Consider the following 17078-nt stretch of genomic DNA (forward strand, 5'->3'; position numbering starts at 1 on the left):
AGCTCCCCATGTCGAATTTAGTGTATAGGTTCGTGTTACTGCTCGTACTGTCGGTTTCGATAGTGATGCCTGCACATGCGGGAAGTCTCGGGTCGCATGAGGAATTTGTCTATCTCGACCAGCAGGCCCGTCTGATCACGCTGGAAGGTATGAAAGCCCGGCACGATGGTCTCAATGCCTCGCTCACCCAGAGCGAGCTGATGAAGATCGATGAGGCGACCCGTGAAGAGATCATTGCGCTCTTTGCCGAACACGGGGTCACGCCGAGCCAGCATGCGGCGTACGGCAGCCGCCATGCTGAAGAAATAGAACAGTGGCTCGAGAACCATCCCTCCTGGAACGTAATTTACGATGACCTGCAGCGGGAATTCGACTCGCTGTCCGCGGCGATGAGGTAAGACATGGACGTTCAAAAACACTTCAAGAAAACGAAGGGCGCCTCCACGTTGTACGGTGTATTCGCCGCGCTCATGGTGCTCTTCACAACCCTGGCGGTGACTACGCCGGCCTTGGCCTATCACTTCCCGTGGGATCAGGGACACGACACCTTCGACTGGAACGACCCCAATGACCCCGGTCCCTGTGAAGGTCCGGAGTGCGATCCCTGCAAAAGCACGGGGTCGCCAGTCTACATCCCCACCGGACATTTCGTCTGGACTGAACAGGATATTCAAATACCCGGCCGCCCAGGCCTCTCGATCTCCCGTACCTACAATTCGAACGATCCGAAGGTTGGGATGTTCGGGAATGGCTGGAGCTCCAATTGCGATTCCGTTGCCATCAAGACCGTTGATTGGGAAAAAGGTAGCGAGGGCGGCACCTTGTCGGCCACCACCTACTTGCTTCGTGAACCCAATGGCAAGCGCTACTCATATACTCTCGGAGAGAACGGTCAAGTCGAAGCACCGACCGGTCGTGATGACCAGGTAGAGCTTCTGTCGGGCGGGGAGATCAAGCTATCCGCACAGTCCGGCAGCTATCGAATCTACAATGCCAGCGGCCAACTTCTGGAAGATGCCGCGCCCTCGGGCGAGTCGATCAGCTACGAATACGATGATACCGGCCGCCTGGTCCGCATGGCTGCATCGTCTGGCGCCTACCTCGACTTCGACTATAACCCGCAGGGATTCGTCGGCTCTATTACCGATAGCGCCAGTCGCCAATGGCAGTATTTTTACGATACCGATGGAAATCTGGTCCAAGTTCAGGATCCAACGGGGGGTTCCTGGGACTATGCCTACCAGCCCTACAGCCCACCTGCTGACGCACAGACCTACCACCAACTCACCCGAATCACCGATCCTGACGGTGTCGTGGTTACCGACGTGGCCTACAACGGCACCCGTGTGGCCAGCTATACGTCGGGCGAGAATACCTACTCCTATAGCTACAACGTTAGCCAGAAAACCGTAGTCAAAACCGATAGCGTCGGCGCTACCTGGACCTTTGTCTACGATGAGGACGCGGTCATTACCAAGGTCACTGCCGCCGATAATACCAGTGAGCAGTACGTCTACGACGATGATGGCAATATGGTCAATTATATCGACCAAGCCGGTAATGAGTGGCTGTCCACCTATGATGAACAAGGGCGGCGGTTATCGTTCACGGATCCGCTTGGCAACACCGAGCAATGGTCCTATGGCTCGGATCAGCTTTATCCGACAACAGCGACGTCGCCCACGGGGCGTATTACAAATGCCAGTTACGACGACAATGGAAACATAGCCTCTCTAACAGACCCTTCCGAAGCCACTACCCAATTTACATGGAGTGAGCGAGGCTTCATTCAGTCAGTACGCAATGCGTTAGGCCAACAGACGACGTTTGAGACGGACGCTTCGGGATTACCAATCTCGGTAACGCAACCTGACGGTAAAACCGGACAGATCAGCTACAACACAGCTGGGCACATCGTCAGCGTGAGCGACAATACTGGTGCGGCTTACGTTATCGAAAGAGATGCATTGGGGCGCACGCTCAAAACGATTGAACCTTCTGGGCGTACCTTAACCTACCAGCGCAACGGCGCCGGCGACTTAGTGGCGTTGACGGACGGCAAGGGACAGACCACAAGTTATACCTACGATGAATATGGCCGACTCGTTTCCGAGACACTGAGCGACGGGCGCCAGCGCAACTACACCTACCGTACCGACAACCTGCTTAAAACCGTTACCGAACCTGACGGCTCGGTCGTGACGTTCACCTACGATAACGTCAAGCAGTTGCGCTCCTTGTCTCGCAACGGAGAGACGACCACCTACGATTACAACGCGCGAGGCCTGCTGACCGAGGCTTCAAACAACGTGGGCGTGGTCAAGCGAAGCTACGATGACGCCGGACGACTGGTTACTGAGCAGGTCAACGGAAAGGTCGTCACCTACACCTACAACGCAGAAAATGAAGTGGTGTCGGTTTCGGCGTTGGGCGAAACCCGTAACTACGAGCGTGATTCGCGTGGCCTTCTAACCACCATGGTCGCGCCCGAGGGGCAATATGACTTCGGCTATGACGCGCTGTCTCGACGTACCTCTCTGTCGATGCCGAACGGCCAGAGTGTTTCCTATAGCTACAACATCTCTGGCCAGCCCACCAGCATCAGCCATTCCGGTCCCTATCAGAACGACCTGCAGTACAGTTACAACACGCGCGGGCTGATGAGTAATTACTCAGGCAAGGACGTCTCGTGGAGCTATGGATACGACCCGGACGGCCAGCTGAGTTCAGCGTCCAGCGCTCTGGCAAGCTACAACTATGAGTACGATAATGCTGGCAACCTTATCGGTGGCGTACAAGTCTACGATGCCGCCAATCGCCTGCTGGAAGATGCCGACTTCCTCTATGAATATGATCAACAGGGCAACCTCACCGCAAAAACTGATAAGGCCTCCAGTGCGACGACAACCTATCAGTGGAATGCCTGGGATCAACTATCGAAGGTCGACGTCTACGAAACAAGCGATGCTGCGACAGCGGCGCAGTCGACGACCTACCTTTACGGCCCGCTCGGTCGTCGCTGGGCGGTAACCGAGAACGGTACCAGAACCGATTACGTCTACGACGGATCGGACCGAATTGCGGCGCTGAATAGTAGCGGCAACGTCGTCGAGCGCGTCACCTTTGGTCCCGCCGTCGATGAACCATTTGCGATCACCGGAAACTCCTCTACTAACTACCTGCACGCCAACCATATCGGGTCGGTAATCGGTATCTCCTCGGGAAGTAGTACTCTCGGTGAATACCGCTATTCACCCTTTGGCCAGCACTTGAGCTCGCCGGAAGCGGAGTTCAATAATTCGTTCCGTTATGCCGGTCGGGAGTACGAGGGTGACGGGCTGTACTACAACCGGGCCCGTTACTATGATTCTGTTTCCCGCCGCTTCATCAGTGAAGACCCACTGGGCACGTTCCCCGGCAATACCAACCTTTACATCTACGCACAGAACAACCCCGTGCACGGTGTGGACCCGAGTGGGCAGATTGTCTGGTTCGCGATACCTGTCCTTTATGGCGCTGTTGAGGTTGGGCTTTCGATATACGATGCTTACGATACGGTCTCCACGATCACCGATCCCTGCCGCACAGCTGGCGAAAAGTGGGCCGCAGGAGGGCTATTTGCCCTTGGCGCGATTGCGCCTGGTGGGGGGTATACGGCCGCTGATGATATTGGTCGGGCGGTTGCGAAAAGCGGAAACTTACCTAAACCGCCAACTGGCGCAGGCTCTGTGCCTAAATCAGAGCGAGATCCGAAGCGGCTTTTCACGCCGTCCGAGCGTGAAGCAAAAAGAGCAGAACAAGGCAACAAATGTGCAAATGGATGTGGAACTGATATTGATGCCTCTAATTCGGCTGGCCACCATATTGAACGCCACGCAGATGGAGGGAGAACTGTGCCTGAAAATCATGCAGAGGTTTGCCGTAACTGTCATAAAGATCTTCATTCAGGGGGTGGGATGTGAGTAAGACTATTCCTGTTTCAAAAGACCAAAATAACCAAACATCAATACCAACCGTATGGAGAAGTACTCTTTCAGCGATCGTGGAGGCATTCAAAGACGGGGATTATAGGATCGCGCGAAACTTGGTTGGTGTACCTTCAGTTTCTGAAGAGGATGCTAAACAGATCAAGAACAACATCGTCCGCTATGGCGCGACGTTAACGAACCTGCCTGATGAGTCTTGGGATACTTCTGTATGTCAGTGGATGGATGGGTATTGGGATGTCCTCGTTGACTTGTATACGATTGAAGAAGGGGCTAGCGATTTAGCTTTAGTCGTACGCGTATTTGAAGACCCACATAGTTACGTCTATGAGGTGCAATCTGTTCATGTGCCATAGATTCTGAGTTCGATTAATAAGAGTGGCATTACATATTGGCGGTATTAATTGCAAAGGAAACTTTGGGCTGCTTTTAATTAACAATCTCAACATATTTAGTAGCCAGCTTTTGATGAGTCCCATTACAACGTGATATTTTAACGGGGACGAACTAGTAAGAACACTTTCTATGAGAATCATCGAACATGCAGAAAAGCATCTTGGGGCAATTCGACAGGGTTGGAAAGACAATGAGTCTGACCTTGGTCTACAGGTTGTTTCTTTCTTAGATTGTCCATGCGAAACAGTGTCAACATTTATTACGTTAGGGATGAGTGGAGAGGCACTTAAAATAAATGAAACTAAGAAGGTTAGGCAGGAACTTGTTCTTTCTGTGTATTCGATGGAAATACCTAACCTGATCGTTTCCTGTTTGATGTCTGTTTGTGAAGCAATTATCGCTCGGGGCAAGGCTGCTCTTCGTGGTGAAGTGCTCCCTTTAACTGATGAATTAGCTGATAGGCTAGGGTTTGATGCTGTTTATTGTACAATGCCAGTATTCTTCGACGACGAGTTTTGTACCTACGAAGAGTCATCTCCATCTACGGTAATGGTTTGGATACTACCCATTTTTGAAAGCGAAGCGAATTACATTGATGCTAATGGCTGGGAGAGTTTTGAAGACTTATTGGAGGAGAAAGATCCTCACTTGTGTTCTTTGAAACGTGATCCTGTAGCGTGATGTTAAGCGGGCGCAGTGTTTGGCAATTAGGCCACTGCCGTCCGCGCTAATCGTTCGATCACGAACGCGTTCCGATTACCGCGAGCAGAAGAAAATCATCGCTTCTGCCAAAGCGATAGGAAATGATGCGACTCCACGACGTCATACATTCAGTTAATAAGGATCTCAATGGCCGAGCGATGTCATCGGATGACATGCGGACACTTACCCAAATACAGAATGTCGTCGCCGTTGACTGGTACATGTCTTTGCTGAAGAGAGGGCCATTCATTGGTGCCAACCTTGCTCTCGATGATGACGACGATCAATCAGGGATGGGGGTGGAGTTTATCTGGATGACGCCAGAACAGACAGTTGACGAAGCTTTGAAGGCGTACCCTGGAAGACTTGTTTTGAAACTTGGATTGCTACCCATTGGTATGTGTGCTGAGGGGACTGGAGACCCATATTTTTTAGATCTACGCGGCGATTTTAATGAAGATCCTCCGCTAGTGAGAGTGCCTCACGATTTTGCTGGTGGAGGCGACTCTTACCCTCTCGATAAAATTGAAAAAATTTCTGACCACCTCAGCGAGTTTCTCCGCCTTTCTAAAATTGAAGATGGTTAACATTCGTGTTTTCTCCTTTTCCAGTGAAGATTAACGATCTTGTGTAAACTAATGAATGTCGACCCCAATAGAAAAGCATACGTGTGCATTCACGTTTTCGATAATACACGCCCTATAAATTTGGTCAGTAGACCCGATGGCGATTGGTGTTTTCTATGCGGAGAGGAACACGACGACGATGCCTCTCAGTATCGTGTAGTGGGTATCGGCCATCTATTTGATAGGGATAATAGCTTACTAGAGCTTAAGGATTTGCAACCTGATTGGGAGGCCGAGAGAGCTGCACCGAGAGGAGCCTGGTTGAGAACTCGCTGTGAATTTGATGACTGATAGGGATGGGAAAGGTCACTTCCAGCGATCGTTTCTTTATTTGGGGGCAGGTCACTCACAACTACGCCTTCGCCGGCAGACCGATTGACCACCTCAGTATCATTGAGGGGCTTCCGAACCCTGATCCGTTACCTGGAGATCTTTTCCCGATCGTTCGCCTGAACCGACTAGATCGTCGCTGGTGGTTGTCTCTTGAGGCCTGAGAGATCCGCCTTCTCGGCGTCGCACTCACGTGCAGAACCTCTGCCTAGCTAGGGACACCCCAAGACCGATCGGCGTTGCCGGCCTATGGCCGTCGTTATTAGGGGACCCTCAGCATCAAACCGTATCTGCCCCAAACCACACGTCAAAGTGCGCATAATGTATATTATGTTAAATTCAGTATGGGAGACGACACAGTTTTTTGGACGCCCTGTAAGATTCGCGCCAACCATCCGACCTAACAACGCCCCCGCATCAGTAAACGACATCCCTCAGTCTCGAAGACAGCCATAACGCGCCGCGCTAGTTTTAGCCCAACGGCTCTGTTACGACGATCAGCATGAGCGTCAACAGCTTCGTTTCTATTGACGGCAATAAAGAGCGATACTTCCCCCTGCTAGCCGGAAACCTGGGCTGCGCACCGCACAGCCCGAATTACCTGCGTTTCCATGCTCATTAAACGATTTAAGACGCCACCCGTTCCAGCTCATCCACCGCAGAGTCCGGCAACGTAAGTTCCGCGCTCGCCAGATTCTCCCGCAAATGAGCCACCGATGATGTCCCCGGTATCAGCAGGATGTTTGGTGAGCGGCGAAGAAGCCAAGCCAGCGCTACCTGCATCGGCTTGGCGTTCAGGCGCTCCGCAACACCGTCGAGAATGGACGACTGAAGGGGCGAAAACCCGCCAAGTGGGAAAAATGGCACGTACGCAATGCTTTCCCTTGCAAGCGCGTCGATGAGGTCGTCGTCTTCCCGACGGGCCAGGTTGTAGAGGTTCTGTACGCATATGATCGGCGCAATCCGGCGCGCTTCCTCAACCTGCTTGGCGGTTACGTTGCTGAGGCCGAGGTGGCGGATCAAGCCCTGCTGCTGAAGCTCTGCCAGTACAGCGAATGGCTCAGCCAACGAGCCCTCGGTCGGACCATGCGCAGAGAACATGGCTCGCAGGTTGACCACGTCCAGGACATCCACCCCGAGATGGTTCAGGTTGTCATGCACGGCCTGGATCAACTCTTCTCGCGAAAAAGCCGGCAACCACTGCCCTTCGGCATCCCGCCTCGCGCCGACCTTGGTGACGATGGTCAGATCTTCTGTATAAGGATGAAGCGCTTCCCGGATGAGCTGATTGGTGATGTGCGGCCCATAGAAATCGGACGTATCAATATGATTAACACCGCTGGCGATGACTTCTTTTAGTACGGTTTTAGCCACTTCGGGATCTTCCGGTGGACCAAACACACCAGGTCCCGCTAACTGCATAGCCCCATACCCTAGCCGTTTGACCGTGCGATCACCCAGTTTGAACGTTTCGCTGTTAGTTAAACCCATTAGAACTCTCCTGCTGATGAACTTATTAAAAGTCTAAGAAGCACCAGCGTGTGCGACAATCGGGTGAAATCAGCACGGGCTGTACGGAACTCCGAACAATGAAAACCGACTTGAGTGATCTGGGCGTGGTCGTCGCCGTGGCAAAAGCCGGCGGTTTCCGGCAGGCAGCCAGGGTGACGGGCAGCAGTCCCTCTCGCCTGAGCGACGCGGTTAGGCGTATGGAATCATCCTTAGGGGTTCGACTCTTTAACCGCTCGACACGCAGCGTTGTACCGACTGAAGCCGGCGCCATGCTGTTGTCCCGCCTCGGTCCGGCCATGAATGAAATCGAAACGGCGCTGGATTCCCTGAACCGGTTTCGGGACAAACCCAGCGGCACGCTAAAACTGAATGTTCCCGTCAGTGCCGCGAAGCTGGTGTTGCCGACGATTGTTCCCGCTTTCCTGGCCGCTTATCCGGGCATCCGGCTCGAGATTGTAGCGGAGAGCAATGTGGTCGATATTATCGCCGCGGGTTGTGACGCAGGCATCCGTTACGATGAGCGGCTGGAACAGGACATGATCGCCGTCCCTATCGGACCGCCGACCCAGCGCTCTGCAACTGCGGCAGCACCGGCGTTGCTGGATCGACTCGGCCGGCCGGAGCATCCCCGCGAACTGCTCGAATTCCCTTGCCTGACCGGACGTTTCAGTTCCGGTACTTCTTATCCCTGGGAGTATGAACGGGGCAACGAAAAAGTTGAGATAGAACCCAAGGGACCGCTAACCGTGAGCATCGGGAGCGCCGTCGAACTCTCGGTACATGCAGCGATAGCAGGCCTCGGTGTTATTCATCTGTTTGAGCAGTGGTTGCAACCGCATATCGACAGCGGCGCGCTTGAGCCGATTCTCGAACCCTGGTGGCAGCGTTTTTCGGGCCCTTATCTCTACTACCCGGGGCACCGTTTGGTGCCGGCACCCCTACGGGCCTTTATCGATTTCATCAAGGCCATGGATGGTTGATCGACTAGCGACCGTTGAAATACCCGGCATTGGCAATATCCGCGAGCAACTCTGGCCCGGTTGGTGTCCACCCCAGTTGTTGTCGCGTTTGCGCGCTTGAGGCACGGCTGTCGATACTTGCAAAGTGGGTAACCCAGCCAAAGTAGTCTTCGGCAGCCAGGTGAATGGCTCCTCATCGGGACGCCTAGGATTACTCCCCTTCGTTCGTGTTCCCTCACGTTCTTCTGCCTTTCTAGCATTACCTGCCTACAAATAACTCCCCTGCTCCAACCTATTAACGGCCAGAACCGTGGCTATTGTTATCTATTTCTGAATAGAGATGTCAGTGAAGGCGCATTTATCCGACAAAGCCAAACGATCAGAATCAATTTTCAAGACCCATACCTCACTCCAATCGGAGGAACACTATGACTAGCGAATCGCAGAAAGTGGCCATCGTAACCGGTTCTTCACGCGGTATTGGCCGAGCGACGGCAGAGCGGCTGGCATCGGACGGTTTCGCCGTAGTGGTCAACTATGCCGGTAACGAAGCCAAAGCCAGGGACGCTGTCGCAGCAATCGAATCAAACGGGGGCCGCGCCATTGCCGTACAGGGTGATGTCAGTAAGCAGGATGATGTGAGCCGGTTATTCTCAACCGCGAAAGAGACATTCGGGCGTATCGACGTGGTGGTGAACAGCGCCGGCACGCTCCCAATGGCCAAGATCAGCACTGAGAACCTGGAGGCGTTCGACCAGGTGATCGCCACGAATCTACGGGGCACCTACCTGGTACTCGCACAAGCCGCAGAGCACCTCGACGCGGGAGGCCGGATCATCGCGTTTTCAAGCAGCGTGCTAGGCAAATCGTTTCCCGCTTATGGCCCTTATATCGCCAGCAAAGCTGGCGTTGAGGGGCTTGTACGTGTCCTCGCCAATGAATTGCGCGGGCGCGATATTACCGTCAACGCGGTGGCACCCGGCCCCGTTGCCACTGAAATGTTCCTTGACGGTAAATCCGACGAGCTCATCGAGCAGATCGCCAAGCAGGCTCCCATGGAAAGACTTGGCCAGCCACAGGATATTGCCTCGGCGGTTTCATTCCTCGCCGGTACCGACGGCGCTTGGGTCAATGCACAGATCATCCGCGTTAACGGCGGCTTTGTTTGAGCACGACCGATAGAACCGGTCGACAGGCGGATCCGCATTCAATGCAAGCAAACACACCAGGAGACAACCATGCCATTTGCAAACTACAAATTTCCAGAAGGCATTCTCGACCACGCACGCAAGGAAGAGATTATTCACCGGACAACTGAGATGTTCGTCGAGTACTTTGGCGAAGAGGTCCGTCCTTACACCATGGTCCTGATTGAAGACGTCGCCGACGGTGGCTGGGGGCGCGCCGACGAAACCTTAACCCTCGAGAAGATGGGGCTACCGGCTAAACCCATCTGAAACCAGAGCTCCAAGACCAGCCCCGGCCCCGGACGGGTCCCCACCCATGGCCGGGCGACCTGTTTGATTAAGTTGGTATGCAACCGACCGGTTTGCAGCGCCGTGTATCGAGGACTATGTATGGAAACTGGTACTTCACGAACAAGCACCACCCTAACCCAGCCAACGTGCATTTACTCCGCTTATGAACCCATTGCCTATGCCCTGTTGCGAATAACCACAGGCGCTGTCCTGCTCACTCACGGGCTGCCCAAGGCTCTAGGCACATCGCACGGCTCCATGACCGACCCGATGGCTGGTTCGATTAACCTGATCGAGAACGTGATGGGACTTCCCTTCGCACCGCAATTGGCGATCGGGGTGATGCTGCTGGAAACCATCGGCGCCGTCATGTTGGCCGCAGGCATGGCGACTCGTGCCGTCGCACTTCTATTTCTGGTTGAGATGGTGGGTATCTGCTTTGCCCTCGGACCGACCTGGCCCTGGATAGATCGGGGTATCGAATACCCGGCCGTTCTTGGGGTGCTGTCGTTGTATATGTTCGCCCGCGGTGGCGGCAATTGGTCGGCTGATGAACGATTCCATCGCAGGCAACGTTTAATCTAACGCCAACGGAAGGTGGGCAACAGCCTTTGATTTCCGACATGGCCCGTTAAGGATCAGCCGCCGCCAAACCGCTCCTCGTAAATCGAGACCAGCCAGTCCACAAAGACCCGGACCCGAGGCGATAGTTGCTTACGGTGGGGATAGACCACATGGATGGGTAGATGGGGTTTTTCCCAACCCGCCAATACCTCAACGAGCTCTCCCCGCTCCAAAGCAGCCTCGACGTGAAAGCGCGGAAGTTGGATCAGCCCGCAACCGCGCAAGCCGCCGACCACATAGTTTTCGGCATCGTTAAGAGTCAGCCAGCCCTTGGTTTCGAACGAAACGAGCTCGCCATCGATCACCAAGTCCAGCTTTGTATCCGCAGCGCTGTAACCAGACATGAAACGAACGGCTTGATGGTTACGCAATGCGCCGGGCTCATCCGGAAGCCCCATACGCGTGACGTAACCAGGGCTCGCGCAGATGACTTGGGGTAGCATGGCGAGCCGTCGAGAAACCAGTGTAGAGTCACCCGGCACCCCACCCCGAACGGCACAGTCGATGCCCTCGCCGACCAGATCCACGCGACGGTCACCAGTGGTCACGACCAGTTCAAGCCTGGGATATAACGCCCGGAATTCATCGATACGCGGCATCACGATATGGCTGGCATGGGTTCCATGTAGCTCCACGCGGAGAACACCCCGCGGGTTGCCGGCGACTGGGCTCAGTATGGCCTCAGCTTCCTCAAGCTCAGCGAGTAGATTGGTGCAACGTTCATAAAACGCCTGGCCTTCCACTGTAGGCCGAACCTGACGCGTGGTGCGCTCCAGGAGCCGGGTGCCCAAACGATTCTCCAACTGCTGGATGCCGAGCGTAGCGGTAGCCCTTGGAAGACCGAGTTCATTAGCTGCTCGGGTAAAGCTGCGGCTCTCGACAATACGTACGAAGAGCGCCATCGAATCGATTCGGTCCATAACGGGTGTTTACCCCAGCCAAACAGTGAAGCCAAATTAGCCGAGTTGTTCAATGCTTGGCAATTCTAATTGCCTTAACTGCCTTAGAGAGCCTCAAACATCCGCATCATTGCGGCGTTAGACGCTCTGCGGCATCTCGCCGATTAGCCTCGGCGGAACGCAGCACCTCAATAAATACCTGGAGCGCTGCCGGAATATGTCGATGCCCCGGATAATACAGCGCCAGCTGTGATTCACGTGGGCACCAGTCTTCGAGTATCCGTACAAGGCAGCCGTCGGCGACAGCAGACTGGGCAAAGGGTTCGGCCACAAAAGCAATACCCAGTCCTTCAGTTGCCGCATCGACCATCAGCAGCGAATCGTCGAGCGTCAGCATACCCGGCACATCGAGAGCAAGGGATTGTCCAGCCCGCGAGAATTCCCACCGGTAGCGTTTGCCACTGGGCATGCGGTGGCGAATACATTGATGTTTCATCAGGTCATCCGGAACTTGTGGCCGCCCCCAAACCGATAAATAGCTTGGCGAAGCAACAGGCACGAAGCGAACATCGCCACCGAACGGCACGGCTATCATGTCTTGAGGCACAGCCTCCAACAGACGAACGCCGGCATCGAATTCATGGTCAACGATGTCGACGAGCTGGCCCTCCGATACAAGGTCAAGCTCGACGTCCGGGTACTGTGATCGAAAGGTCGGTACGACATAAGCCAACAGCCATCGTGCCGCAGCAAAGTTGGCATTGATACGCAGCAGACCCGAGGGGGTCACTCCCACATCCGTCAACGCGTCCAGCGCGGCGTCAAGATCGCGAAGTACGGGGTTCAACCGTTCAAGCAAATGCGCGCCCGCATCCGTGGGGGCGACACTGCGCGTCGTCCGGTTAAGCAATCGTACGCCTAAAGACTGCTCCAGCCCGCGAATAGTGTGACTCAAAGCCGATCTGGAAACACCGAGCTCGTCGGCCGCCTTGCGGAAGCTACGGTAGGTACAGATAGCAGTAAAAGCGTTCAAGTCAGCCAAGGACGGTCTTGCCATTGTTGAATAATCCTCACCTATGCATCCTATTTTATTGGTATTCACTCACCAGGCGAGGATACCCATACTTAGTCGTAAATACACGATACAGGAGTGAAATGATGACTAAGACATGGCTCATTACCGGCGCATCATCCGGCCTCGGCCGGCTCATGGCGGAGCAACTGTTGGCGCGTGGTGACCGCGTTGCAGCCACGGCTCGCCGGACGAACAAAATGGCGGAGTTGCAGGCGCAATATCCGGAGACGCTGATCATTGAGCACCTTGACGTGACCGACACGGCGTCCACCAGAGCAACGGTTCAACATCTCTTCTCTAGCATGGGTTCTATTGATGTTGTGGTCAGCAACGCGGGTTATGGGCTCTTTGGCGCGGGCGAAGAAGTGACGGATGACCAGATCAAACATCAGATCACCACCAACCTGATCGGTTCGATACAGTTGATCCGTGCGGTACTTCCCTACCTGCGAGAGCAAGGCGGCGGGCGTATCGTGCAGGTTTCGTCGGAGGGCGGGCAGATCGCCTACCCCAACTTCAGCCTCTACCACAGTACGAAATGGGGAATCGAGGGCTTCGTCGAATCCGTGGCGCAGGAGGTCGCCCCGTTCGGGATTGACTTTATCATTGCCGAGCCCGGCCCGACGGGGACGAACTTTGCCGCTAATCTGGTACGCCCCCCATTGATGGAGGTATACGAGAACACCCCAGCTGGGGAGGTTCGACGCGCCGTCGACAGCGGGAGCTTCGATATCAAAGGTGATGCGGCCCGGACCGTGGAGGCCATGATAGCGGCCGCCGACCGTGAGAAGCCTGCGTTGCGCCTCACTTTGGGCAGCACTGCCTATGAATCGATTAGCAACGCGCTGACGCGACGATTGGCTGAGCTAACTTCACAGCGTGATATCGCCCTGTCCGCCGATTCGGATTGATGCGGCGCCACAAGGTAAATCGAGGCACGCCTGAACTCAATAGAAAACCGTTGATTTGGGTCTACAAAATCGGCGGGAATGTTTTGAAGATGAGAAAGGAAAGATACGAGCGAGACAAAGGGGTGAATGCCCCCTTGTCCGCTCCTGGCCGCTATAGACTGCGGCTAAGAAACGCGTCCGAAGGTACGCGTTGTTCGGCAACCAGGCCCTCGCAGGATTCACAGGGTTTCTGGAAATAAGACAGGCTGCGGTCGAGCTCAACCTGTACCCCTGAATCGACGCCCGTCTCCATAACTGTGCCGGAGAGCTCGTTGAGCGCGGCCTGGGCTCCCAGCCAGACCAGCAATAGCCAGACGACTGAGAGGATTTGCTTGAAAAGAACACTTCCCGGTTTTACTGAGTGGCTTGCGTGTAGCATGAGAACACCTCTTCCATGAGTTGGCGCAGACGGTTGGAACCATTTCTCATCATGGTGTGGGGCTCGATGCCGAGCACCAGACGGCCCCGCAACACAACCAATGCAGCCTTGAGGAGTTTATAATCAAGCGATGCGAGATCGCTGAAAGTAATCGCCCAGTTTGGGGGATCATAGGCGCCCAAGAGCACCAGGGAGGCCGGTCGGCGTTCGCCGGTTTCGGCCATAGCGTGCGTCCAGAGAGCCTCGATGGCCTGATGGTACTCTCCTACCGTCACGCTCAGTTCAGAGCAGATAACCTCTGCCTCTGATATCTGGCCGCGGATTGCGGTCGAAATTTCCGTTTCCATTATTACTGTCCTTGCTATACGAGCTACTGACAAACATTGTCGTTTGCGGTCAAGCTGCCTAAACCCCTCCTGGGTTTGATGCAGGATCACTTGGCTACGGAAGTTTCATGTTCACATACAAAACATGCATATCTAATTAACATAGGATGCAAAGCACACAATCAACTAAGTGAGCGCTAAGCATATGATTTTAGTCTAAGCATCCGCTAATCCGAAATGTCGTTGCAACAGTAGCTCCACCCTCTCCTACTTATTACAACTTAACGTTAATACACCTTTCATAGGGACCATCGCAGTCTGCGATCTATACCTTCCCCTTGCTCCGCTCTACCATACCGCCATTACATCCGCATGTTTCACGGACGACTTCCAATGAATAGATCCGACAAATCCTCTCATAACCTTAAAATGCGCGCCGGTACCCGACGAGAGCCCCGTGTGGAAGAAACGGTGGTCTACCATTGGGGTCGAATCCTGGGCGCCGTCGTAAGCCTGCTGCTGATCGCTTTCCTGGTGTATTGGTTCTTCTCGGCTTCGCCGGGAACCTCGGTGGGAGACTCGAATGATCCGGTGAGCCCTGAAGCGGAAGATCCTGGGATGGGCACCTCGGTCAGCGGAACGGTACAGCGCAGCGCCACTGAACCGGCTCCGGGAGCCGAAACCACGCCGACGGAGTCGACGGGAATCGGCGAACCTGCTGAACACGCATCTCCCTTTGCGGCAGACGCACCCCAGCTGTCTGATTCCTCGCCTGCTGAGGGCTCAAACGGATTAGCCGCTAACGATCAAACAGGTACCGGGCAAGCAGATAGTAGCCCGGTAGATGCAAGTGAGGTCGATTCCGGACAATCAACTCTGCCCGACGACGGAGACACAGCCGCCGCAGCGGCTCAGGTAGACACCGGCCCGGTCGCCGAGACCGAACCCGAATCTGCACCTGAAACCACGTCCCTCCCACCTGAGTCGGTGATAGACGATCCCGCTGATCGGCCCGCACCCACGGATGACCCTGAGCCAACCTCAACGACGGCCGACGTCGGCCCCGAAGCCGGCGAGAACGGCATGGCGCAGCTCGACATCGCCTCAGGCCATCTGCAGCGGGTCCAACTCACTTGGGAAGTGCGCGACAGGGAACCGACGTCCGCCCTGCCCGCGGTTATCAATCTGGGTTCCAGGGAAGTTATCAGGGTATATTTCTTCAACGAACTGCAGGGCCTGAAAGGTCAAACCGTCTACCACGACTGGTACCTGAACGGCGAACGGGTCGCCCGCGTGAACATCGATGCCTTTCTGGACCGAATGCGCGCTTCGAGTGGCAAGTACATCAACCAGGCGATGTTAGGCGAATGGCGGGTTGAGGCGGTGACAGACAGCGGAACGGTGCTGGGCTCTGGCACGTTCTCGGTCACGCAATAGGTTTTCGTATGGCAGTGCCGGTGAGACGGTATATCGGAGAGACCGTCTACGGGAGAGTCGAGAATCGCCGGGCCCAGCCTATGCTGAGCCCGGCAACCGTCTGATCCGCTTTTGCTCATCGCTCCAGCTGGCTGTATAGGGCGAACTCGTCATTTTCGATGATCATGTTCACCAGACGGCTTGTGCCGGTCTGATCGAACACGAAACCACCAATAGCCTGGTAATTCCCATCGAAACCCGCCTGTTCGCAATTCGACAGTTCGAGGTTGGCAAAGAACAACCCGCCTTCTACGGTGTAGCTGTCCACGTTGCCGCTGACCCGACAGTTGTAGATCGTCTGACCCGTCACGGTATTGTCGGTACCGAAAGTCAACGAGGTGGGTTCTTCGGTATTGGTTGCGCTATCGGTATACGTATCGGAAAAGCCGCCACTTTCCATGCAGTGGCCGGAAGGCGGCTCCACGTAGTCCATATTGGCTTGAACCGCGAGAGCGTCATCGCTGGTCAGGCTGATTTCGCTCTTCGAATCGAAAGTGCCTGCAATATCAACGGGCTCTTGCGTGGCATCGCCATCGTTTGCGAAGTATGCGGTAGCATCCGGATCTGCCAGGGTGCTATCTCCGTTCTCAAACTGGCCAGAGATATAGCTGACCTGCCCCGGCGTCCCACTGCCTGCAATTAACCTGAATTTGCCATCCGGCCCTATGAACGCGTAGGCATTGGTGTACTCGACACCTTTCATTGTCAACGAGCCTTCATAGCGCCCGGTTGCTTTGGCATTTCCAGGAAGTTCGTCAATCGATCGGCAGGCTGCAGTGCTGGTGCCATCATTCCCACCATCACTGCTACTACTGCTGCCGCCTCCACCACCACCGCAGCCAATGAGCAACAGGGGGAGCGAAAAAGCGAGGCCATAGGTTAACTTCGTCATTACTCAATCCTTGATATTTACTGCTAATTTTTACTGAATGCTCTTTCTGCCGAGCGTGCTCTTCAATAAAAGAGCACGTTGTTTATTAGAATTTCAATTTGCCGACGTGGACCCTAGCATTTGTAATCGCAGTTAATTCAAGGTGGACTCGCGTCAATCCAACAATCTGTAATGGCCTACAAGCCCTTCATAGAGGCAATAGACGTATGACCCGGCAGAACATTACAGTTCTGCAACCTGCGGCTATTTTGCTACACATGCTAATTATTGAGGGGTTGGCACTTGAACCAGGGTGAGTTGATCGTGGATATGGGAGAGATAGAACGAAGAATACATGCGATCAACAAGAGGAAAACGGCTCGATCGGATATATTGTGATCGACGAAATACCGTCGAAAGCGAAAATCGATATCCGAGCAATCTTATTTTGAATAGTCGTCATTTCCATAAAAAGGGCTGCCCCGCAGG

The 17078-nt window shown here is 54.5% G+C and carries 17 protein-coding genes; 11 read left to right on the forward strand and 6 right to left on the reverse strand.

The features are described from left to right. Positions 1-8 precede the first annotated feature (8 nt). From RE428_RS12075 to RE428_RS12095, 5 genes are all read left to right on the forward strand, one after another. Positions 9-398 (forward strand): HAD domain-containing protein, encoded by a 390-nt coding sequence (locus RE428_RS12075; protein WP_004582272.1) that lies wholly within the window; start codon positions 9-11, stop codon positions 396-398. A 3-nt stretch (positions 399-401) separates the two neighbouring features. After that, complete coding sequence (locus RE428_RS12080; RefSeq protein ID WP_004582273.1) at positions 402-3962, forward strand: RHS repeat-associated core domain-containing protein; 3561 nt, start codon at positions 402-404, stop codon at positions 3960-3962. Next, positions 3959-4342 carry a DUF7668 domain-containing protein gene (locus RE428_RS12085; RefSeq protein ID WP_154660764.1) on the forward strand — a complete coding sequence of 128 codons (384 nt, stop codon included), beginning with the start codon at positions 3959-3961 and terminating at the stop codon, positions 4340-4342. Before RE428_RS12080 ends, RE428_RS12085 begins: the two co-directional genes overlap by 4 nt. Positions 4343-4511: 169 nt before the next feature. Then, a complete protein-coding gene (locus RE428_RS12090; RefSeq protein ID WP_004582275.1) occupies positions 4512-5063 on the forward strand; it encodes a suppressor of fused domain protein in 552 nt (183 codons plus the stop codon). 242 nt (positions 5064-5305) lie between these two features. Beyond that, complete coding sequence (locus RE428_RS12095) at positions 5306-5671, forward strand: hypothetical protein (protein ID WP_154660765.1); 366 nt, start codon at positions 5306-5308, stop codon at positions 5669-5671. A gap of 996 nt (positions 5672-6667) precedes the next feature. Here the strand turns inward: RE428_RS12095 and RE428_RS12100 are convergent. Continuing rightward, positions 6668-7531 (reverse strand): aldo/keto reductase family oxidoreductase, encoded by an 864-nt coding sequence (locus tag RE428_RS12100; protein ID WP_004582277.1) that lies wholly within the window; start codon positions 7529-7531, stop codon positions 6668-6670. Positions 7532-7629: 98 nt separating this feature from the next. Here RE428_RS12100 and RE428_RS12105 point away from each other — a divergent pair, with 98 nt between their 5' ends. The 4 genes from RE428_RS12105 to RE428_RS12120 all read left to right on the forward strand — a co-directional run bounded on the left by RE428_RS12105 (position 7630) and on the right by RE428_RS12120 (position 10574). Continuing rightward, positions 7630-8532, forward strand: coding sequence for a LysR family transcriptional regulator (locus RE428_RS12105; protein ID WP_004582278.1), 903 nt, complete (start codon positions 7630-7632; stop codon positions 8530-8532). A 407-nt stretch (positions 8533-8939) separates the two neighbouring features. Then, positions 8940-9680 (forward strand): SDR family oxidoreductase, encoded by a 741-nt coding sequence (locus tag RE428_RS12110; protein ID WP_004582279.1) that lies wholly within the window; start codon positions 8940-8942, stop codon positions 9678-9680. Between the two features lie 69 nt (positions 9681-9749). Next, a complete protein-coding gene (locus tag RE428_RS12115; RefSeq protein WP_004582280.1) occupies positions 9750-9968 on the forward strand; it encodes a tautomerase family protein in 219 nt (72 codons plus the stop codon). 120 nt (positions 9969-10088) lie between these two features. Continuing rightward, on the forward strand, positions 10089-10574 hold the full coding sequence (locus RE428_RS12120) for a DoxX family protein (RefSeq protein WP_081614618.1): 486 nt from the start codon (positions 10089-10091) through the stop codon (positions 10572-10574). Positions 10575-10627: 53 nt separating this feature from the next. On the opposite strand, the gene RE428_RS12125 is transcribed toward RE428_RS12120, so the two are convergent. After that, on the reverse strand, positions 10628-11533 hold the full coding sequence (locus RE428_RS12125; RefSeq protein WP_004582282.1) for a LysR family transcriptional regulator: 906 nt from the start codon (positions 11531-11533) through the stop codon (positions 10628-10630). A gap of 106 nt (positions 11534-11639) precedes the next feature. Then, complete coding sequence (locus tag RE428_RS12130; RefSeq protein ID WP_338381140.1) at positions 11640-12554, reverse strand: LysR family transcriptional regulator; 915 nt, start codon at positions 12552-12554, stop codon at positions 11640-11642. Positions 12555-12667: 113 nt separating this feature from the next. On the opposite strand from RE428_RS12130, the gene RE428_RS12135 reads away from it, so the two are divergent. Continuing rightward, positions 12668-13498 (forward strand): SDR family oxidoreductase, encoded by an 831-nt coding sequence (locus tag RE428_RS12135; RefSeq protein ID WP_205624618.1) that lies wholly within the window; start codon positions 12668-12670, stop codon positions 13496-13498. A 151-nt stretch (positions 13499-13649) separates the two neighbouring features. Here RE428_RS12135 and RE428_RS12140 read toward each other — a convergent pair whose 3' ends face one another. Both RE428_RS12140 and RE428_RS12145 read right to left on the reverse strand, forming a co-directional pair. After that, a complete protein-coding gene (locus RE428_RS12140) occupies positions 13650-13916 on the reverse strand; it encodes a hypothetical protein (RefSeq protein WP_004582285.1) in 267 nt (88 codons plus the stop codon). Then, positions 13892-14263: a DUF7673 family protein gene (locus RE428_RS12145; protein ID WP_004582286.1), complete on the reverse strand. Its 372-nt coding sequence runs from the start codon at positions 14261-14263 to the stop codon at positions 13892-13894. Before RE428_RS12145 ends, RE428_RS12140 begins: the two co-directional genes overlap by 25 nt. A gap of 372 nt (positions 14264-14635) precedes the next feature. Between RE428_RS12145 and RE428_RS12150 the strand changes: the two genes are divergently transcribed. Next, the gene (locus RE428_RS12150; protein WP_169334077.1) at positions 14636-15679 is read left to right on the forward strand and encodes a DUF2914 domain-containing protein; all 1044 of its coding nucleotides are present in this window, start codon (positions 14636-14638) and stop codon (positions 15677-15679) included. 115 nt (positions 15680-15794) lie between these two features. Here RE428_RS12150 and RE428_RS12155 read toward each other — a convergent pair whose 3' ends face one another. Next, positions 15795-16610 (reverse strand): hypothetical protein, encoded by an 816-nt coding sequence (locus RE428_RS12155; RefSeq protein WP_004582288.1) that lies wholly within the window; start codon positions 16608-16610, stop codon positions 15795-15797. Positions 16611-17078 lie beyond the last annotated feature (468 nt).

Origin of the sequence: Marinobacter nanhaiticus D15-8W (assembly GCF_036511935.1) — a bacterium.
In the GTDB taxonomy this organism is placed as follows: domain Bacteria; phylum Pseudomonadota; class Gammaproteobacteria; order Pseudomonadales; family Oleiphilaceae; genus Marinobacter_A; species Marinobacter_A nanhaiticus.

What these genes read in the sequence shown, in the direction of transcription:
- RE428_RS12075 (WP_004582272.1), top strand. Translation starts at nt 9, where the DNA reads ATGTCGAATTTAGTGTATAGGTTCGTGTTACTGCTCGTACTGTCGGTT.
- RE428_RS12080 (WP_004582273.1), top strand. Translation starts at nt 402, where the DNA reads ATGGACGTTCAAAAACACTTCAAGAAAACGAAGGGCGCCTCCACGTTG.
- RE428_RS12090 (WP_004582275.1), top strand. Translation starts at nt 4,512, where the DNA reads ATGAGAATCATCGAACATGCAGAAAAGCATCTTGGGGCAATTCGACAG.
- RE428_RS12095 (WP_154660765.1), top strand. Translation starts at nt 5,306, where the DNA reads ATGTCTTTGCTGAAGAGAGGGCCATTCATTGGTGCCAACCTTGCTCTC.
- RE428_RS12100 (WP_004582277.1), bottom strand. Translation starts at nt 7,531, where the DNA reads ATGGGTTTAACTAACAGCGAAACGTTCAAACTGGGTGATCGCACGGTC.
- RE428_RS12105 (WP_004582278.1), top strand. Translation starts at nt 7,630, where the DNA reads ATGAAAACCGACTTGAGTGATCTGGGCGTGGTCGTCGCCGTGGCAAAA.
- RE428_RS12110 (WP_004582279.1), top strand. Translation starts at nt 8,940, where the DNA reads ATGACTAGCGAATCGCAGAAAGTGGCCATCGTAACCGGTTCTTCACGC.
- RE428_RS12115 (WP_004582280.1), top strand. Translation starts at nt 9,750, where the DNA reads ATGCCATTTGCAAACTACAAATTTCCAGAAGGCATTCTCGACCACGCA.
- RE428_RS12120 (WP_081614618.1), top strand. Translation starts at nt 10,089, where the DNA reads ATGGAAACTGGTACTTCACGAACAAGCACCACCCTAACCCAGCCAACG.
- RE428_RS12125 (WP_004582282.1), bottom strand. Translation starts at nt 11,533, where the DNA reads ATGGACCGAATCGATTCGATGGCGCTCTTCGTACGTATTGTCGAGAGC.
- RE428_RS12135 (WP_205624618.1), top strand. Translation starts at nt 12,668, where the DNA reads ATGATGACTAAGACATGGCTCATTACCGGCGCATCATCCGGCCTCGGC.
- RE428_RS12140 (WP_004582285.1), bottom strand. Translation starts at nt 13,916, where the DNA reads ATGCTACACGCAAGCCACTCAGTAAAACCGGGAAGTGTTCTTTTCAAG.
- RE428_RS12145 (WP_004582286.1), bottom strand. Translation starts at nt 14,263, where the DNA reads ATGGAAACGGAAATTTCGACCGCAATCCGCGGCCAGATATCAGAGGCA.
- RE428_RS12150 (WP_169334077.1), top strand. Translation starts at nt 14,636, where the DNA reads ATGAATAGATCCGACAAATCCTCTCATAACCTTAAAATGCGCGCCGGT.
- RE428_RS12155 (WP_004582288.1), bottom strand. Translation starts at nt 16,610, where the DNA reads ATGACGAAGTTAACCTATGGCCTCGCTTTTTCGCTCCCCCTGTTGCTC.